Origin of the sequence: Anaerococcus martiniensis (assembly GCF_043187485.1) — a bacterium.
GTDB classification, from domain to species: Bacteria; Bacillota; Clostridia; order Tissierellales; family Peptoniphilaceae; genus Anaerococcus; species Anaerococcus martiniensis.
The window spans coordinates 494,530-510,152 of record NZ_CP171106.1; the positions used below are offsets into that span (position 1 = coordinate 494,530).

Sequence of the window (15,623 nt, forward strand, 5' to 3'; positions counted from 1 at the left end):
AAGGAGTAAATAATGAGTAAAATTCTGTTGATAAGCGATTTTGTATCCCGAGGAAAGATCGCTGGAAATATGATGGAACCTGTCCTTTCTTATAGTGGCCATGATGTTTTTTTTCTACCTTCAGCTTTGATTTCAAATAATTTTTCTATGGGAAAAGTTGCTATTTTTGACACAAGTGATTATATAAAAAATAGTTTAAAAGTTTGGCAAGAACTGGATTTTAATTTTGATGTGATTTTTTTAGGCTATATCAATGATATGAGACAAAAAAATATTATTTTATCATACATTGAAACTTTAGAAAAAAAACCACTTATAGTTTTTGATCCAATTATGGGAGATAATGACAAACTTTATAAGGGAGTTGATGAGGAAAAAATAAATATCTACAAGGAGTTTTTAGATATTGCAGATATTACCATGCCAAATATAACTGAGGCTGAGTTTCTTGGCCTAGATGATTTTGATAAACTTTCTAAGGATGACAAAAAATATATAATAACCAGCCTTGAAGATGAAAATGGATTTTATAATCTGGTTATTGATAAAAATCCATATAAAGTATATTATAAAAAAATAGACCATAATTTTGCTGGTACTGGTGACCTTTTGGATGCTCTTTTTATAAAATATTATCTAAAAATCAAGGATTTTACAAAAGCAAATCAGCTTGCCACAGATAAAATCTTTGAAATATTAACTAGGCAAAAAAATGACCATCCAGATGATATGGAAATTTTTGTAGAAGAGTACCTAAAACTTTTAGATGAGGAGATAGATTTTGCAGGAAAGTAAGTATTACAAAAGAGCCCTTGCCATTGCTTGGCCTGCAGTTTTTGAATCCTTTTTTATAGCCTTAGCTGGAATCATAGATACATTTATGATTTCATCCATGGGTCCTGAGGCAATTGCTGCCATAGGTCTTACTACCCAGCCAAAATTTTTGGCAATTACATCTTTTTTTGCAATATCTAGTGCAGTTTCAGCCCTTGTTGCCAGGCGACAGGGTGAAGATAATCGCAGAAAGGCCAATCAAACCTTAGTAACTGCACTTTTAATTTCTATGATATTTGTAGTCCTTACAAGTATCTTGATGATTAGATTTGTAGATCCAATATTAATTTTTGCAGGAAGTGATGATACTACTCACCTGATGGCCAAAGAATATTTTATTGTAATCATGCTGGGTTTAGTTTTTAACTCCCTATCAATGATTATAAATGCAGCACACAGGGGTTCTGGCAATACAAGAATCGCCTTTGTAACCAACCTGGTATCATCGATTGTAAATATATTTTTCAACTATTTATTAATTGGTGGTAATTTGGGTTTTCCTGCCCTTGGAACAAAGGGTGCTGCTATTGCAACGGTAATTGGTGCTGCAGTTTCAACTATCATGTGCTTTTATTCACTAACAAAGAGAAATTCCTACCTAAGCCTAAAAGAAATGGCCTATGGTGGTATAAGGATAAGCAAGACCATTGCCAAAGAAATTTTAAATCTAGCTGTCAATATTTTTATTGAAATCATGTCCATGAGGATAGGATTTTTCATAACCGCCCTTACAGCTGCAAGGCTAGGTACTGATTACTTTGCAGTTCATAATGTGGGTATGAATTTGCTTTCACTTTCTTTCTCTCTTGGAGATGGGATGAGTGTTGCAGTTATCACCCTAACTGGTAATAATTTAGGTGCTGGCAGAAAAGATGAGGCCATAAAATATGGCAAGGCTTGCCAGCAAATTGGTTTACTAATGGGAATTATGATTTCTATAATATTTATGGTATTTGGAAGGGCAATATTTAGCTTATTTTTCACTGATTCAAGCATTATAGAAAAAAGTGATATTATAATTAGATATATTGGTTTTATAGTAATTTTCCAAATACTACAAGTAATCTTTGGTGGGTCTTTAAGGTCAGCTGGGGATGTAAGATATACCCTATTTGTTGCTATCATTTCTGTAACAATCGTTAGATCAGTTGCAACCCTAGTTATGGTAAATCTGCTAAAACTAGGCCTAGATGGAATTTGGATAGCAATTTTAACTGATCAAGCAAGTAGGTTTATTGGATTAAGACATAGGTTTAAGCAAGGAAAATGGGTTGATTTAAAAATTTAGAGGGGAATAATGAGAAGAGTTTATAAATTTTTAGGATTTGTTTTGGTCTTAGGTGTTCTCACTGGATGTGAAAAGAAGGTTGAAGAGGTAAATCCTACCGAAACTACCACTACTATTATAGAAGTTGATAAAGAAAATAATGAAAATCAAGATACTGATAAAAATCAAGAAGACGCTGAAGAAGAGAATATAGAAGATAAATAAAAAACTGATTGGTAAAACCAATCAGTTTTTTTTTTATTCTGCAGAGATTAGCTCCACAGTTGATGTTAATATATCCGAATATGAATATGACACTGTACGTTCCACATCAAAGTCGTTATTTACTTTTACAGTAAAGACGCTAGGAAATGCATTTACAATGACACCTGTTTTTGTTTTTATACGTTTACGTCCCATATCAGCCTTGAGTATAACTTCTTTGCCGATATTTCTTTTGACTTCTTGTCTGATGTCATTTACTGATCTTTGCTCCATTAAATCATCCTCTCATTACATGCTAATATCAATTATACTTTCAAGGAGCATATAAGTCAAGAGTGTAATATTATACTAAATGTCTAATCTTGTGTCAAATATTTTTATAAAAAGCCTTGTAAGCGAGTACTGTTTGGTATAAATCAGCCTTGCTTACTAGTTCTGTTGGTGCGTGCATAGAAATTACCGGAGTTCCACAATCAACTACATCCATACCATATTCTGCAAGAATAAAGGCAATGGTTCCCCCACCACCTGCATCAACTGCACCAAGTTCGCCTGTTTGGTATATTACATTTTCTTTTTCAAAAGCCATTCTTACTTCTGATAGATACTCTGCATTTGCATCATTTGATCCACCCTTTCCACCGCTACCAGTGTATTTTGTAAAGGCTACTCCACATCCAAATTGGGCTGAGTTATCTATTTCTGATACATCTTTGAAATTTGGGTCATAGGCTAGAGTTACATCTGCTGATAGGACTTTTGAATTTGCAAGGGATCTTTTTAGACTAATTAAATTTGCCTTTCCTTGGATGTTTAAAAGCTCAAGCACAGCATTTTCAAAAAATTGTGAAGTCATAGCCGTTGCTCCACGAGATCCAATTTCTTCCTTATCTACAAATAAGGCTACTGCAGTTTTTACTGGATTTTCTAAATCAAGTATTGCATTTAAGGTTGAGTAGGCACAAACCCTATCATCTTGGCCGTGACCTATTATCATAGAGTTATCAAGTCCAGCATTACGTGCTTTTATTGCAGGGACAACTTCAAATTCTGCACTTATGAAATCTTCTTCATCAATTCCATATTTTTCCTTAAGAATTCTTAGAATATTTTTCTTAACAGGATTATCATCTTCATCTGTAAGTGGAATTGATCCAACAATTACCTTTAATTGTTCCCCTTCGATTACTTCGCTAGCTGGTTTTTGCAATTGCTTTTTAGAAAGATGGATTAATAATTCTGATATTGTAAATACTGGTTCATTATCATTTTCCCCAATAGAAACCTCAATTTTTTCTCCATTTTTGTTAAAAATTACTCCATGGAGAGCTAACGGGATTGTAGTCCACTGGTATTTTTTAACCCCACCATAATAATGGGTTTTAAAATATGCAATATTATTATCTTCTGAAAGAGGGACAGGTTTTAAATCTAATCTTGGCGAATCAGTGTGGGCTCCGATGATGCTCATCCCTTTTTCCAAGTCTTCACTACCAATTACAAACAGTGTGACTGCCTTGTTTTTATTTACAGTATAGACTTTATCTCCTGCTTTTAGAGAATTTTCGCTGATTTTTTTATCAAGACTTACAAAACCTTCATCCTCAGCACGTTTTATAATCTCATTTGTTGCAAGTCTTTCAGTTTTTGCTATATTTAAAAAATCTATATAGTCTTTTGAAATTTCTTCTAGTTCATTTTTTTGATTTTGGTCAATGTTTAACCAAACATTTTTTCTCTTATATTCCATAATTTTCCTTAAATAAGTTTCCAAATATTTTTAGTATAGGCTACTGGATCTTCTATTTCTAGACCTTCAATTAATTTTGCTTGGTCTAAAAGTAGATTTACAATTTCACTTTTGTTTTCATCATCTTTTGCATTTTCTAAAAGCTCATAGGCCTTAGAATTTTTATTTATTTCTAGTACTTTTTCTGCTTTTACAGCTGGGCCTTGAGGATTATTTTTAAGGGCCTTTTCCATTTCTATAGAAATATCTCCCCTTTGCTTTATCATAGCAGGAATGTCACCCATTTTTTCTCTAAATTTGATGTCGACAACGTCTTCAGGCAGATTTTCTAAAAGTTTTTTAATTAAATCTTTATTATCTTCATCCTTTGCTTCGCTCTCATCTTCTTCAGCAAGAGATTTAAATTTAAGTCCATCATATTCTTCTAGCATTTTTACTAAAAATTCATCTATAGGCTCATCTAGTAATAATACATCCTGATCATCATTGACTATGGCTAGGGCTGGTGAATTTTTGATTTTTTCTATAGAATCTCCTGTTGCATAAAGAATATTTTCATCAGTTGATTTTGCTTTTTCTTTATAATCTTTAAGTGAGATTAATTTATCTTCATTTTTAGAATAGAAGAGCAATAGGTCTTGTAGATCTTCCTTATTTGACCCAAAGGCTTCATAAATTGCTACTTTTATATTATTGCCAAATTCTTTGAAAAAGTCAGCGTATTTTTCTGGCTCATTTTTTTTTAAATCAAGCAAGTGGTTACGGATTTTTTTGTTAATTTGTTTTGAAATTACCCTTAATTGCCTGTCTTGTTGTAAGGTTTCTCTAGAAATATTTAGGGTAAGATCATCACTTTCTACCACACCTTTTGCAAATGAATAAGCATCATCTAATAAATCTTCGCTGCGGTCCATGATTTTTACACCGTGGGTGTATAATTGAAGGCCTTTTTGATAATCTTTTGAGTAATAATCAAATGGAGCTTTTTTTGGAATGTAGATTAGGGCCTTAAATTGAACTGTTCCTTCAGCAGCAAAGTGAAGCCATGAAAGTGGCTCATCAAAGCCAAAGTGTTGGTCTTGGTAAAATCCAATGTAGTCCTCATCTGATAATTCACTTTTATTTTTCTTCCAAATTGGTGTTTCAGAATTTAGAACATCAAGTTCTTTATAATCTTCATATTTTGGATCCTCATCGGTGCTATCCTCAGAAAGTCTAGTTTTTGTAACTTCCATTTTGATTGGATAACGGATGTAGTTTGAGTATTTGCTTACTAAATTTCTAATTCTAAATTGGTCGAGAAAGTCATCATAGTTTTCATCTTCTGTGTTTTCTTTTAGGTAAAGTGTAATTTCTGTACCTTGGTCATCTTTATCAGTTTCTGTTATTTCAAAACCATCAGCATTCTCACTTTCCCAAAGGTATCCAGTTTCTTGCCCATATTTTTTAGTTTTTACAATTACCTTATCAGCCACCATAAACGCAGAATAAAATCCTACACCAAATTGCCCTATCAAATCTTTTATATCAGAATTTTCTACAGAGTTTTTAAATGATTCTGTGCCAGACTTGGCAATTGTTCCCAGATTTTCTATTAAATCCTCTTCATCCATGCCAATCCCGGTATCTTTTATGGTCAAGCTACGATTTTCTTTATTTGGAATAATTTCTATATAATAATCATCTTTTTGAGTGTCATTGTCTGATTTTAAGTCTTTGTAATATAATTTGTCCAAAGCATCGGATGCATTTGAGATTAATTCTCTTAGGAATATCTCCTTGTTGGTATAAATAGAATTAATCATCAAATCCATGACTTTTTTGGCTTCAGCTTTAAATTCTTGTTTCAATTTTACCTCCTTAGCACTCTACGTGTCTAACTGCTAATATTATACTAAATTGACTTTAATTTTCAATTTGACTTAGCTCTTTTCCCTTAGCTACCAGTTCTTTTTGAATGGCCATCCTTTCTTTTATAAGCTCATTTTTTCTCTTAGCTAATTTATTTTTATTTATCATTGTTACAAAAATTAAACTTAAGATAAATATAACTATAAAAAAACCTACACTTTGATTAGTAGTAAGTGAAAATTGTTTGATAATTAGTGTGGCAATAGCTGATGCTATAAGAGGTATGACAAATAATTGGAAAAAAGAAACACTTTTACCCAAATTATTTATCATTTCATTTTTTTTCTTTAATTCCTCTCTTAATTTTAAAATTTCATCTGTTAATTTCTTTTTTTGATCCATAATATTGACCTTTCTACGATTTTCTATTATTATACTTATTGTCAATAAAAAACATAATCCCTAGTAAACCACTTGCTAATAACTGTTTTTGAAGTACCATTATATTAGAAAAAGGGGGCATAAATATGGAAGATACAAAACAAACAACTGGCAAAGTTGAAATCACACGCGATATGCTAATCGGTGAGATTATTCAAGCAAAACCAGAAACTATAAATACACTCCTTATGGCGGGTATGGGTTGTATATCATGTCCATCATCATTATATGAAACACTTGATGAAGCATGCATGGTACACGGCATGGATCCAGAATACCTACTTGAGGAATTAAATAAATAAAACTCGAGGCTAAAAGCTTCGAGTTTTTTTATATCTCAACATATCTATTATCAAGGCTTAAATCAAACAAAAATCTTAAAAAAGATTCCTTATAGTTCACAAATTTATTGGCCCTTCTTAGGGCAAGGACTCCTTCAAGATTTTCCCATCTGGCATCTGCTACTTCTTCTTCTTGCAAGATTAAATCATCCAAATTTATATCCGCATGTAGGACATAAAAATCATCAAATCCTAGTGGGAAATTTGCAGTTAGGCTTGGTCTGATATTTGTAAAATCAATCTTTATTCCAAGTTCTTCAAACAATTCTCTTTGGGCTCCGATAGCTGATGATTCACATGTAGATACTGCTCCACCGCAAGTTACATCCCAAAGGCCAGGCATTTTTTTATTGTAAGTACGTTGTTGGATTAAAAGTTCGCCCTCACTATTAAAAATGCATACATGGACCACCATCCTATAAAATCCCTTGGGTTGGGCTGTTCCTCTTATATAAGTTTTTTCAGTTTTTTGCCTATTTGCATCATACAAATCCATTATTTCATCCATAAGCTCACACTCCTTTTAAATTATTACCCCATATGCTTTAAAATTTAAAAAATCCTAGCCTAAGCTAGGAGATTTTAATTTGCTTTCATAAATGCATTTGTAAGTCTTGGAATTACTTGTTTTTTACGGCTAAGAACTCCTGGAGCAGAAATGGTGCCATTTTTTACTTTATTGCCAAATTCTTCTTCAATGTCTTCTATGTGGTCTCCCACTACCAAAAGTTCACTAGTTTCATTAAATATATCTGTTAGTACCAAAACAAAGGTTGTTTCTCCCTTTGCCTCAATTTTTTCTTGCATGAGTTTTGTAATCTCATCACGAAGTGGTTCTAGTTCTTCTGGATTCATGGTCATCACTTGGCCAACTCTAACATCTTCCCCATTTATTGTGAAAGTTTTTACATCTCCTTCTACAATGTCTGTTGGAGATTTTTCTTTAAGACTTGTACCAGCTTTAAACATTTTATTAGCAAACTCTTCTGGGTTTAAGTCTGCAATCTTACTCATCCTATCCAAAATGCGGCGGTCAACATCGGTGGTTGTTGGTGACCTAAATAGCAATGTATCAGAAATAATTGCTGCACAAAGCAAACCTGCAATTTCTTTTGATGGTCTAAGACCAGATTCAAGATACATTTCAGAAATAATTGTAGCAGTAGATCCCACTGGCTCTGCCCTATAAAATAAAGGTGCAGTTGTATATATATTTGCAACCCTGTGATGGTCTATAATTTCTATAATTTCTGCCTGGTCTATATCATCAATTGATTGGTTTTTTTCGTTGTGGTCAACCAAAATCAATTTTTTCATATTTGATGAAATAAGATGATATCTTGATATAGAACCAATTACTTTTTTATTTTCATCAACTACTGGATATGATCTAAATCTAGATTTTGCCATTGTTTCACGCACTAAATCTATGGTATCAGTGGTTGAAAAATAAACTAAATCATCTTCAGTCATTACATGGCTTACTGGTATGGTCATTGGAAGCAAACGTGATGTCATAAATGTGTTATATTCGGTAGATAAAATTGTAACATCATTTTCCTTGGCATAATCTATCAAATCTTCATCAATAGTTGATCCATTTGTTAGAATTACAAGGGAAACTTTGCGGGTAATTAAATACTCCATATAATCAATTCGATTACCAACTATAACTATATCACCCTGGCTAAAATAATTATCAAATTCTTGATTGTCATCATTCATGGCCATAACAGTCATCTTACCATCAAAGGGTCTTTGATTTTCTGGTAGAGATAAGATTTTTGCTGATAAGACATCAATAATATTTTCAATAGGTGTATTAGCTCTGCCTATGATTTTATCATCCCAAACATCCATATAAGATTTTGTAATATTTGAAAGGGAAGCAATACCAATTATTTTTCCTTCATTATCAACAACAGCAAGGGAATTTGTAAGACCTTCTTGGAAAATATCCCAGGCAACCCTTACAGGAATTGACGGATCTATTGCGTAAGCCTTATCTATATTTAAATCGCTTACCTGCAAAATCATAGACTCTTTTAAAATAGGGGCTTCTACTCCAAAATAATCTAGGACAAATTTGGTTTCTTGATTTAATTTTCCAAGTCTAATTGGAATAGCATCCACATCCCCCAATCTATTTTTTAAATCTGCATAGCAAATTGCAGAAATAATTGAGTCTGTATCGGGATTTTTGTGCCCACTTACATAAACTGTATCTTTCATTATCTCTCCTTAAATAAATTCTACTTTTAACATTTCAATCTTATATCTATCTACTTCATCTACAGTGATTTTTAAATTTTCAATTTCAACACAATCTCCCTGCTCAGGAATTCTTGATAATTGATCAATTACATAGCCACCAATGGAGTCATTTTTTATTTCTTCAAGCTCCAAGTTAAAATAATCATTAAAATCGCTTAGGTGGAGGGCTGGTTTTACCAGATAAGAATTTTCTGTAAGCTTGAAAATATCCTTCTCATCCTTATCGTATTCATCATCGATTTCTCCAACCAATTCCTCAACTATATCCTCAATTGTAACAAGCCCACTAGTTCCACCATATTCGTCAATTACAATTGCAAGGGAAACATTTTCTGATCTCATATTGGTAAAAAGGTCAAAAATGTGCATATTATCATAAACATAGTATGCTGGTCGAATTATTTCTTCTAGATTTAATTCTTTACCATCTGCAATAGCAGAAACTATATCTTTCATATGTAGAATTCCCAAAATATTGTCGATATTTTTGCCATAAACAGGTATTCTAGAATGATTTGTTTCTTTTAGCATCTCGTTTAATTCTTCTTGGTCTGATTCGATAGAAATGGCCTCCATATTTGTTCTGGCAGTCATAATGTCAGAAACATACGAATTACCAAACTCAAACACATTGTTAATCATTTCACTTTCTTCGTTATTGATAACCCCTTGTTCTTCAGAAACATCCACAATAGTTTTTAAGTCTTCCTCTGTAACCAGACTTGACTCTTCTTCTTCTCCAACAAATACTTTAGTAATAGCACCCGTAATTTTCCCTAAAATAAAGTTAACTGGTTTAAAAATGAAGTCTAATAGCTTTATAGGTCTTGCTACATTTAGGGCTAATTTTTCGCTATTTGCTGCTGCAATATTTTTTGGAGTAACCTCTCCAAATATAAGTACAACTATCGTTAGGATAATCGGTGAAATTACCGCACCCTTTGGCCCCATTACTTCTGTAAAAAATATGGTTGCAATTGTTGTTGTTACTATATTTACAATATTATTTCCAATTAAAATTGTAGTTAGGACCGAACCAATATTATCTACCAATTTTCTAACTAAAGGAGCTTTTTCAACTCCATTTTTTTCCATTTGCCTGATTTTAAAAATATTTACACTAGTAAGCGCAGTTTCCGACGATGAGAAAAACGCTGATAAAATAATTCCTACAATTATGACAATTAATTGTATAAGGTTTTTAGTACTCATATATCCTCCATAAGTTATATATTTATTATAGTTGAGAAAAAATAAAAATAAAGATTTTTCGCAAAAATAAATAAATTGTGTATAATAGGTCTGTATCATTTATAAATAAGGAGGAAATAATGGCATTTGAGTCGTTTAATGAGCGTGCTTTTAAATTACGCGAACATGGTACAGACCAAAAAACAGAAATCATGGCGGGTATTACTACTTTTATGACTATGAGCTATATCCTAGCTGTTAACCCTGCTATACTTTCTGATGCTGGCATGGATGCTGGTGCTGTATTTACCGCTACTATATTAGCTTCATTAGTTGCTATGCTAATCATGGCATTTTATGCAAATATGCCTTTTGGTTTATCTGCAGGAATGGGATTAAATGCATTTTTTGCATATACAGTAGTTAACCAAATGGGTATGAGCTGGCAGTTTGCACTTACGGCAGTATTTTTAGAAGGTCTTATTTTTATAATTTTATCCTTTACAGGTATCAGAGAAGCATTATTTAATGCTATTCCTATCAATCTTAAGAAAGCAGTTTCAGTAGCTATTGGTTTATTTATTGCTCTTATTGGTTTAATCAATGCTGGTATTGTCGGAGTTGGTGATATTTCTCTAGAACTTGGCAATATTGCATCAAAAGAAGGTTTTGTATTCTTTTTTGCCCTCGTAATTATGGTTGTTCTTACAGCTAGAAATGTAAAGGGTGCCTTACTTTGGGGTATTCTTGCATCTACAGTTGTATCACTATTTCTTGGAGTAACAGCACTTCCAGATGGTAATGCAATTGTATCTCGCCCACCATCTGTTGCTCCAATTGCCTTTCAATTAGACTTTTCAAAAGTTTTTTCTTTTGAGATGTTTTCAGTACTTTTCTCATTTTTGTTTGTAGATATTTTCGATACTCTAGGAACTCTTACAGGTGTTGCTACAAAAGCAAAAATGCTAGATGAAAATGGAAACTTAGCTGATGGATCAAAGGCACTTTTAGCAGATGCAGTTGGTACAACATTTGGAGCCCTTTTTGGAACTTCGACAATTACCACATTTGTAGAAAGCTCTGCTGGTGTTGCAGAAGGTGGAAGAACTGGATTAACTACACTTTCAACTGCTATTTGTTTTGCAATTGCAGCATTTTTCTTCCCACTATTTTCAATTATCCCAGCCCAAGCAACAGCTGCGGCTTTAGTAGTGGTTGGATTATTTATGCTTTCAACAGTTGTAGAAATTAATTTCTCAGACATTACAGAAGCATTCCCAGCATTTATGACAATTTTAATGATGCCTGCAACATATTCTATTGCAGAGGGTATCTCATTTGGTATGATTTCTTATGCTGGTATCAAACTTCTAACAGGCAGAGGCAAAGAAGTGAGCCCATTAGTATATGGACTTGCAGTAGTATTTTTATTAAGATATATAATTCCAGTATTTATGTAATTTAAAAAAGATTGCCAAAATTAATGGCAATCTTTTTTTACATTTTTTCTTCTACAGATTTTACCTTATATTCCATATCGTGATTTTCATCGCGTCTATCATCCATTTTTATAACTGTGTAAACACGGTCAGATCCAGCTTTAAATACTTCTTCTTGCATTTTTCTTGCTATTTCAAAACATTTATCAGCATCTGCTTCAATTACTGTACCCATAGGATTTAGTTTGTGTTTTACACCCTCAGATTCTAAAACCTTGCTAGCAGTCGCTACATATTTACTAACTGAAGTTTCCTTTGTACCAATTGGTATTAAGCATATTTCCATTATTGCCATAAATATTCTCCTTATAAATCTGTTTCATAAAATGCCTTATAAATCTTGTAGGCATCATAGTGGTCTTCTATACCGCCAAGCTCTCTTATTGAGTGCATGGCAAGTATTGGCTCACCAACATCTATAGAATTTATTCCAAGACCTGTTGATGCAATTGGACCTATTGTAGATCCACCAGCCTTATCATTTCTATTGTGAAATTTTTGGATTTTGCAGTCAATGCTATTTGCTAGATCTATTAATCTTGCATTTGAAGCAATGTTTGAAGAATAAGCTCCATTTGCTGCAGTTTTTATAACCAATCCCTCATTCATTTTAATTGGATTAGTAGGATCATGATATTCCTTAAAATTTGGGTGGATGGCATGGGCCTGGTCAGCTGATATTAGATAAGTATTTGCAAGGGCAATATAAAAATCTTCATCATCAAGCCCACGTTTATCACAGAGTCTTTTTAGTGTATCTCTTAAAAATGGAGAAAAGGCACCTGTTGGTGTTCTGGACCCTATTTCTTCATTGTCGTTTAAAACTAAAACATTATTTTTACTTGCATCAGCATCCACAAGAGCCATTAGTGAGGCATGGACTGATCCTAGGTTATCGATTCTGCCAATTTGATACATGTTATTTATTATTGCACCCTTTTGCCTATCGTAAAGTCCTAAGTCAAAATCCAAAATCTCATCAGCATTTATGCCAATTTCTTCTGCCAATAATTTTTCCAAGTATCCTTTTTCAAAATTTTCTTCTATGGTTTGAATTATTGGATATAGGTGGTTTTGAGGATTTAGTTCAAATCCCTTATTTACTTCCCTATTCATATGGATGGCTGCATTTGGAATGGTTAGTAAGTCTTTGTCGATATTTACCAATTCACTTTTAACTTCTCCATCCTTTTTGTAGGAAACTTTTCCTGCCAGAGATAGGGTTCTATCTGTCCAAGTAGAATAAATCATCCCACCATAGGGTTCAATATTTATTTTTAAATATCCGCTATCATTTACTTCAGCATTTGATTTCACCTTAAAGGTAGGGCTATCGGTGTGTGATCCAATAATATCAAAACCTTTTGTCAAATCTTCGCCCACTGTAAAGGCAATAAGAGCTGTGTCATTACGGGTCACAAAATATTTCCCCTTATCTTCTATCTCCCATTTTTCATTTTCTTTTAGCTCTTTATAACCATTGGCAGTTAAAATTTTTTTCGCATTTGCAACTGCAAAATAATTTAAGGGACTCTCATCAATAAATTTTATTAAATCTTTACTAAATTCTAAACTGTTCATATTATTATTTTACCCAAGTTGATTGGGGTATCTATAAAAGGAAAAGTGAAGTCTTTGACTATTTGGGATTTTATCCTTATAATAGTAATAATAAGTTATACATAAATCTAAATAAGGAGTAAGAATGAGAGAATTAAAAGAAAAAATCCTAGAAGAAGGTGTAGTTCTTAGTGATGATATATTAAAAGTAGATTCTTTTTTAAACCAACAAATCGATGTAGAATTAATTTCAAAAATGGGCAAAGAATTTGCTGAGCATTTCAAAGACAGAAAAATAGATAAAGTCTTTACTGTAGAATCATCTGGTATTGCGCCAGCATTAGCAACTGCAAGTGAGCTTGGAGTAAAATGTGTTTTTGGCCGTAAAAAACAATCTCTAACAACAAGCGAAGACGTTTACCACTCAAGCGTATTTTCTTTTACAAAACAGGTAATGAATGAATTAATTGTAAATAAAGAGTTTATCAATGAAGGAGAAAATGTCCTAATGATAGATGACTTCCTTGCAAATGGCCAAGCTGCCAAAGGAATGATTGCAATAATTCGCCAAGCAGGTGCAAACCCAGTAGGTTGTGGAATAGTAATTGAAAAATCATTCTCAAATGGTCGTAAATTAATCGAAGATATGGATGTTGAAGTTTATTCTCTTGCTAGAATTGCTAAACTTGAAGAAGATAATATAGTTTTTGTAGAAGACTAGGATAGATAAAAAAAGGTAGAGCAGCCATGCTCTACCTTCTTTTATAGCCATGATTAAATATATCTTCCTAGATCCGTATATTCCTTTAGCCATTCTATCTTTTGACTCATATTGCTAGCTAGGCATATCTTCTTGGCCATAGCCTATATACCAATTATTGCCCATAACTTATACTTCTAGCCTATTTAAAATTTCTTTACTCTTTTTTATTTCTTCATAGCTTGCTATAAATTTACCAGCACTTGCTAGCTCCATATCAGACTTATAGCAAGATCCTGATTTAACCTTAATTCTAGCTGACATATGAAAGTTAGTAATTTTGGTTTTCTCAAAAATATCTCCTATATTTTTAGAGTTGACCCCACTTCCTACCATAATTTCTATGTCTTTGCCATACTTATGGTTTATATCACTAAGTAAATCTAAGCTATCGTAGGCCTTGGCTTTTTTGCCACTAGTTAGTATTCTAATGATGCCAATATCTATAAGTTGGTCTATAACTTTTTCTCCATCTTTTGAATAATCAAAGGCCCTATGGAGGGATACTGGAAGGGGGTAAGCTATTTTTACTATTTTTTTGATTAAATCTAAATCAAGACTTCCATCCATCTTAAGAGCCCCAAATACAAAGCCATTTATAGGATATTTTTTATAGGCTATAATGGCCTTTTCTATCTGCTTTATTTCATCCTCATCATAGCTAAAGGACCCATCTCTTGGCCTTAGCATTACAAATTTTTCTATTTTTTCATCCATACAGGCATAAGCCACGAGCCCTATATCAGGACTTAGGCCATCAGCAAAGAGGGCTGAGCAAAGTTCTACCCTATCTGCCCCAGCCCTTTTGGCATTATTATATGATTCGATTGAATCTACACATATTTCTAACTTCAATTTTCTAGCTCCAATTTCTTCCACCAAACTTATATGCCAAGTTCTAGCATTTTTTTATTGACAGCCTCATATTTTTCCGACTCTTTTAAATCTACTAGCTTAAGGCTTGATAATATCTTTCCATCTTTTAAAAAAAATACTTTTTTGCTTTGAGCTGCAACATGAATATCATGACTTACTAGTAGGATAGTCATCCCCTCTTTGTTAAGATCAGCAAATAAGTCTAGGACCTCCCTACTTGTCTTAGAATTTAGAGCACCTGTAGGTTCATCTGCAAATATGATCTCAGGTTTAGCTAGGATAGCCCTTGCTATAGCCGCTCTTTGTAGTTGCCCTCCAGATAGTTCACCTATCATTCTTTCTTCAAGGTCTCCTATCCCCAACCTTTTCATCAGTCCTCTTGCCCTTATTAGGAGGTCTTTACGGGGAAAGCTTTCATAAGATGGTAATAGGATATTATCTAAGATATCCAGGGTTGGTAGAAAGGTCGGGTATTGGAATATCAGCCCCATGTGCCTTCTACGAAATTCTGTTAGGTCTTCTTCATCCATACTGCCTAGGTCTTTACCTAAGAACTCTACCCTACCACTATCAAGCTTGTGGATACCAGCTAGGGCATAAAGGAGGGTTGATTTACCTGATCCTGATGGACCCATAATAGATATAAACTCTCCCCTAGCTATATCGATAGATATATCATTGACTGGAATTACAGCACTCTGCCTAGTCTTATAGGACTTTATTAAGTTTCTTGCTCTTATAATTGTTGTCATAT

17 protein-coding genes are annotated in these 15,623 nt (G+C 33.1%); 6 read left to right on the plus strand and 11 right to left on the minus strand.

Annotated elements, in window-relative coordinates:
• Positions 1-12 precede the first annotated feature (12 nt).
• Genes ACF3NF_RS02440 through ACF3NF_RS02450 form a run of 3 tightly spaced genes read left to right on the plus strand, consistent with a single transcriptional unit; the run spans position 13 to position 2,326 of the window.
• The gene (locus ACF3NF_RS02440) at positions 13-795 is read left to right on the plus strand and encodes a pyridoxal kinase (RefSeq protein ID WP_394023901.1); all 783 of its coding nucleotides are present in this window, start codon (positions 13-15) and stop codon (positions 793-795) included.
• On the plus strand, positions 782-2,122 hold the full coding sequence (locus ACF3NF_RS02445) for an MATE family efflux transporter (RefSeq protein WP_394023903.1): 1,341 nt from the start codon (positions 782-784) through the stop codon (positions 2,120-2,122). Before ACF3NF_RS02440 ends, ACF3NF_RS02445 begins: the two co-directional genes overlap by 14 nt.
• A 9-nt stretch (positions 2,123-2,131) precedes the next feature.
• Positions 2,132-2,326 (plus strand): hypothetical protein, encoded by a 195-nt coding sequence (locus tag ACF3NF_RS02450; protein ID WP_394023905.1) that lies wholly within the window; start codon positions 2,132-2,134, stop codon positions 2,324-2,326.
• A 33-nt stretch (positions 2,327-2,359) separates the two neighbouring features.
• On the opposite strand, the gene ACF3NF_RS02455 is transcribed toward ACF3NF_RS02450, so the two are convergent.
• From ACF3NF_RS02455 to ACF3NF_RS02470, 4 genes are all read right to left on the minus strand, one after another.
• Positions 2,360-2,599, minus strand: coding sequence for a Veg family protein (locus ACF3NF_RS02455; protein ID WP_203127572.1), 240 nt, complete (start codon positions 2,597-2,599; stop codon positions 2,360-2,362).
• 94 nt (positions 2,600-2,693) lie between these two features.
• A complete protein-coding gene (locus ACF3NF_RS02460) occupies positions 2,694-4,076 on the minus strand; it encodes an aminopeptidase (RefSeq protein WP_394023907.1) in 1,383 nt (460 codons plus the stop codon).
• Positions 4,077-4,084: 8 nt separating this feature from the next.
• On the minus strand, positions 4,085-5,926 hold the full coding sequence (htpG, locus tag ACF3NF_RS02465; protein ID WP_394023909.1) for a molecular chaperone HtpG: 1,842 nt from the start codon (positions 5,924-5,926) through the stop codon (positions 4,085-4,087).
• 55 nt (positions 5,927-5,981) lie between these two features.
• Complete coding sequence (locus ACF3NF_RS02470) at positions 5,982-6,329, minus strand: hypothetical protein (RefSeq protein WP_394023911.1); 348 nt, start codon at positions 6,327-6,329, stop codon at positions 5,982-5,984.
• A gap of 125 nt (positions 6,330-6,454) precedes the next feature.
• Between ACF3NF_RS02470 and ACF3NF_RS02475 the strand changes: the two genes are divergently transcribed.
• Complete coding sequence (locus ACF3NF_RS02475; protein ID WP_296141652.1) at positions 6,455-6,670, plus strand: DUF1858 domain-containing protein; 216 nt, start codon at positions 6,455-6,457, stop codon at positions 6,668-6,670.
• Positions 6,671-6,698: 28 nt separating this feature from the next.
• On the opposite strand, the gene ACF3NF_RS02480 is transcribed toward ACF3NF_RS02475, so the two are convergent.
• The 3 genes from ACF3NF_RS02480 to ACF3NF_RS02490 all read right to left on the minus strand — a co-directional run bounded on the left by ACF3NF_RS02480 (position 6,699) and on the right by ACF3NF_RS02490 (position 10,195).
• Entirely contained in the window at positions 6,699-7,217 is a 519-nt protein-coding gene (locus ACF3NF_RS02480) for an NUDIX hydrolase (RefSeq protein WP_394023913.1), read from the minus strand.
• A 74-nt stretch (positions 7,218-7,291) separates the two neighbouring features.
• A complete protein-coding gene (locus ACF3NF_RS02485; RefSeq protein WP_394023915.1) occupies positions 7,292-8,941 on the minus strand; it encodes a putative manganese-dependent inorganic diphosphatase in 1,650 nt (549 codons plus the stop codon).
• Positions 8,942-8,950: 9 nt separating this feature from the next.
• The gene (locus tag ACF3NF_RS02490; protein ID WP_394023917.1) at positions 8,951-10,195 is read right to left on the minus strand and encodes a hemolysin family protein; all 1,245 of its coding nucleotides are present in this window, start codon (positions 10,193-10,195) and stop codon (positions 8,951-8,953) included.
• A 119-nt stretch (positions 10,196-10,314) separates the two neighbouring features.
• Here ACF3NF_RS02490 and ACF3NF_RS02495 point away from each other — a divergent pair, with 119 nt between their 5' ends.
• Positions 10,315-11,634, plus strand: coding sequence for an NCS2 family permease (locus ACF3NF_RS02495; RefSeq protein ID WP_394023919.1), 1,320 nt, complete (start codon positions 10,315-10,317; stop codon positions 11,632-11,634).
• Between the two features lie 37 nt (positions 11,635-11,671).
• Here the strand turns inward: ACF3NF_RS02495 and ACF3NF_RS02500 are convergent, their stop codons facing one another.
• Both ACF3NF_RS02500 and ACF3NF_RS02505 read right to left on the minus strand, forming a co-directional pair.
• The gene (locus ACF3NF_RS02500) at positions 11,672-11,968 is read right to left on the minus strand and encodes an MTH1187 family thiamine-binding protein (RefSeq protein WP_394023921.1); all 297 of its coding nucleotides are present in this window, start codon (positions 11,966-11,968) and stop codon (positions 11,672-11,674) included.
• 11 nt (positions 11,969-11,979) lie between these two features.
• A complete protein-coding gene (locus tag ACF3NF_RS02505; RefSeq protein ID WP_394023922.1) occupies positions 11,980-13,254 on the minus strand; it encodes a M18 family aminopeptidase in 1,275 nt (424 codons plus the stop codon).
• Positions 13,255-13,378: 124 nt separating this feature from the next.
• On the opposite strand from ACF3NF_RS02505, the gene ACF3NF_RS02510 reads away from it, so the two are divergent.
• Positions 13,379-13,954 carry a xanthine phosphoribosyltransferase gene (locus tag ACF3NF_RS02510; RefSeq protein ID WP_394023924.1) on the plus strand — a complete coding sequence of 192 codons (576 nt, stop codon included), beginning with the start codon at positions 13,379-13,381 and terminating at the stop codon, positions 13,952-13,954.
• A 168-nt stretch (positions 13,955-14,122) separates the two neighbouring features.
• On the opposite strand, the gene ACF3NF_RS02515 is transcribed toward ACF3NF_RS02510, so the two are convergent.
• On the minus strand, positions 14,123-14,848 hold the full coding sequence (locus ACF3NF_RS02515) for a copper homeostasis protein CutC (protein WP_394023926.1): 726 nt from the start codon (positions 14,846-14,848) through the stop codon (positions 14,123-14,125).
• 29 nt (positions 14,849-14,877) lie between these two features.
• Positions 14,878-15,621, minus strand: coding sequence for an ABC transporter ATP-binding protein (locus ACF3NF_RS02520; RefSeq protein ID WP_394023928.1), 744 nt, complete (start codon positions 15,619-15,621; stop codon positions 14,878-14,880).
• Positions 15,622-15,623 lie beyond the last annotated feature (2 nt).

Excerpts from the sequence above, each read along its gene's own strand:
- ACF3NF_RS02505 (WP_394023922.1), bottom strand. The coding sequence starts at position 13,254 with ATGAACAGTTTAGAATTTAGTAAAGATTTAATAAAATTTATTGATGAG.
- ACF3NF_RS02490 (WP_394023917.1), bottom strand. The coding sequence starts at position 10,195 with ATGAGTACTAAAAACCTTATACAATTAATTGTCATAATTGTAGGAATT.
- ACF3NF_RS02520 (WP_394023928.1), bottom strand. The coding sequence starts at position 15,621 with ATGACAACAATTATAAGAGCAAGAAACTTAATAAAGTCCTATAAGACT.
- ACF3NF_RS02510 (WP_394023924.1), top strand. The coding sequence starts at position 13,379 with ATGAGAGAATTAAAAGAAAAAATCCTAGAAGAAGGTGTAGTTCTTAGT.
- ACF3NF_RS02475 (WP_296141652.1), top strand. The coding sequence starts at position 6,455 with ATGGAAGATACAAAACAAACAACTGGCAAAGTTGAAATCACACGCGAT.
- ACF3NF_RS02440 (WP_394023901.1), top strand. The coding sequence starts at position 13 with ATGAGTAAAATTCTGTTGATAAGCGATTTTGTATCCCGAGGAAAGATC.
- ACF3NF_RS02460 (WP_394023907.1), bottom strand. The coding sequence starts at position 4,076 with ATGGAATATAAGAGAAAAAATGTTTGGTTAAACATTGACCAAAATCAA.
- ACF3NF_RS02450 (WP_394023905.1), top strand. The coding sequence starts at position 2,132 with ATGAGAAGAGTTTATAAATTTTTAGGATTTGTTTTGGTCTTAGGTGTT.
- ACF3NF_RS02495 (WP_394023919.1), top strand. The coding sequence starts at position 10,315 with ATGGCATTTGAGTCGTTTAATGAGCGTGCTTTTAAATTACGCGAACAT.
- ACF3NF_RS02455 (WP_203127572.1), bottom strand. The coding sequence starts at position 2,599 with ATGGAGCAAAGATCAGTAAATGACATCAGACAAGAAGTCAAAAGAAAT.
- ACF3NF_RS02480 (WP_394023913.1), bottom strand. The coding sequence starts at position 7,217 with ATGGATGAAATAATGGATTTGTATGATGCAAATAGGCAAAAAACTGAA.
- ACF3NF_RS02485 (WP_394023915.1), bottom strand. The coding sequence starts at position 8,941 with ATGAAAGATACAGTTTATGTAAGTGGGCACAAAAATCCCGATACAGAC.
- ACF3NF_RS02470 (WP_394023911.1), bottom strand. The coding sequence starts at position 6,329 with ATGGATCAAAAAAAGAAATTAACAGATGAAATTTTAAAATTAAGAGAG.
- ACF3NF_RS02500 (WP_394023921.1), bottom strand. The coding sequence starts at position 11,968 with ATGGCAATAATGGAAATATGCTTAATACCAATTGGTACAAAGGAAACT.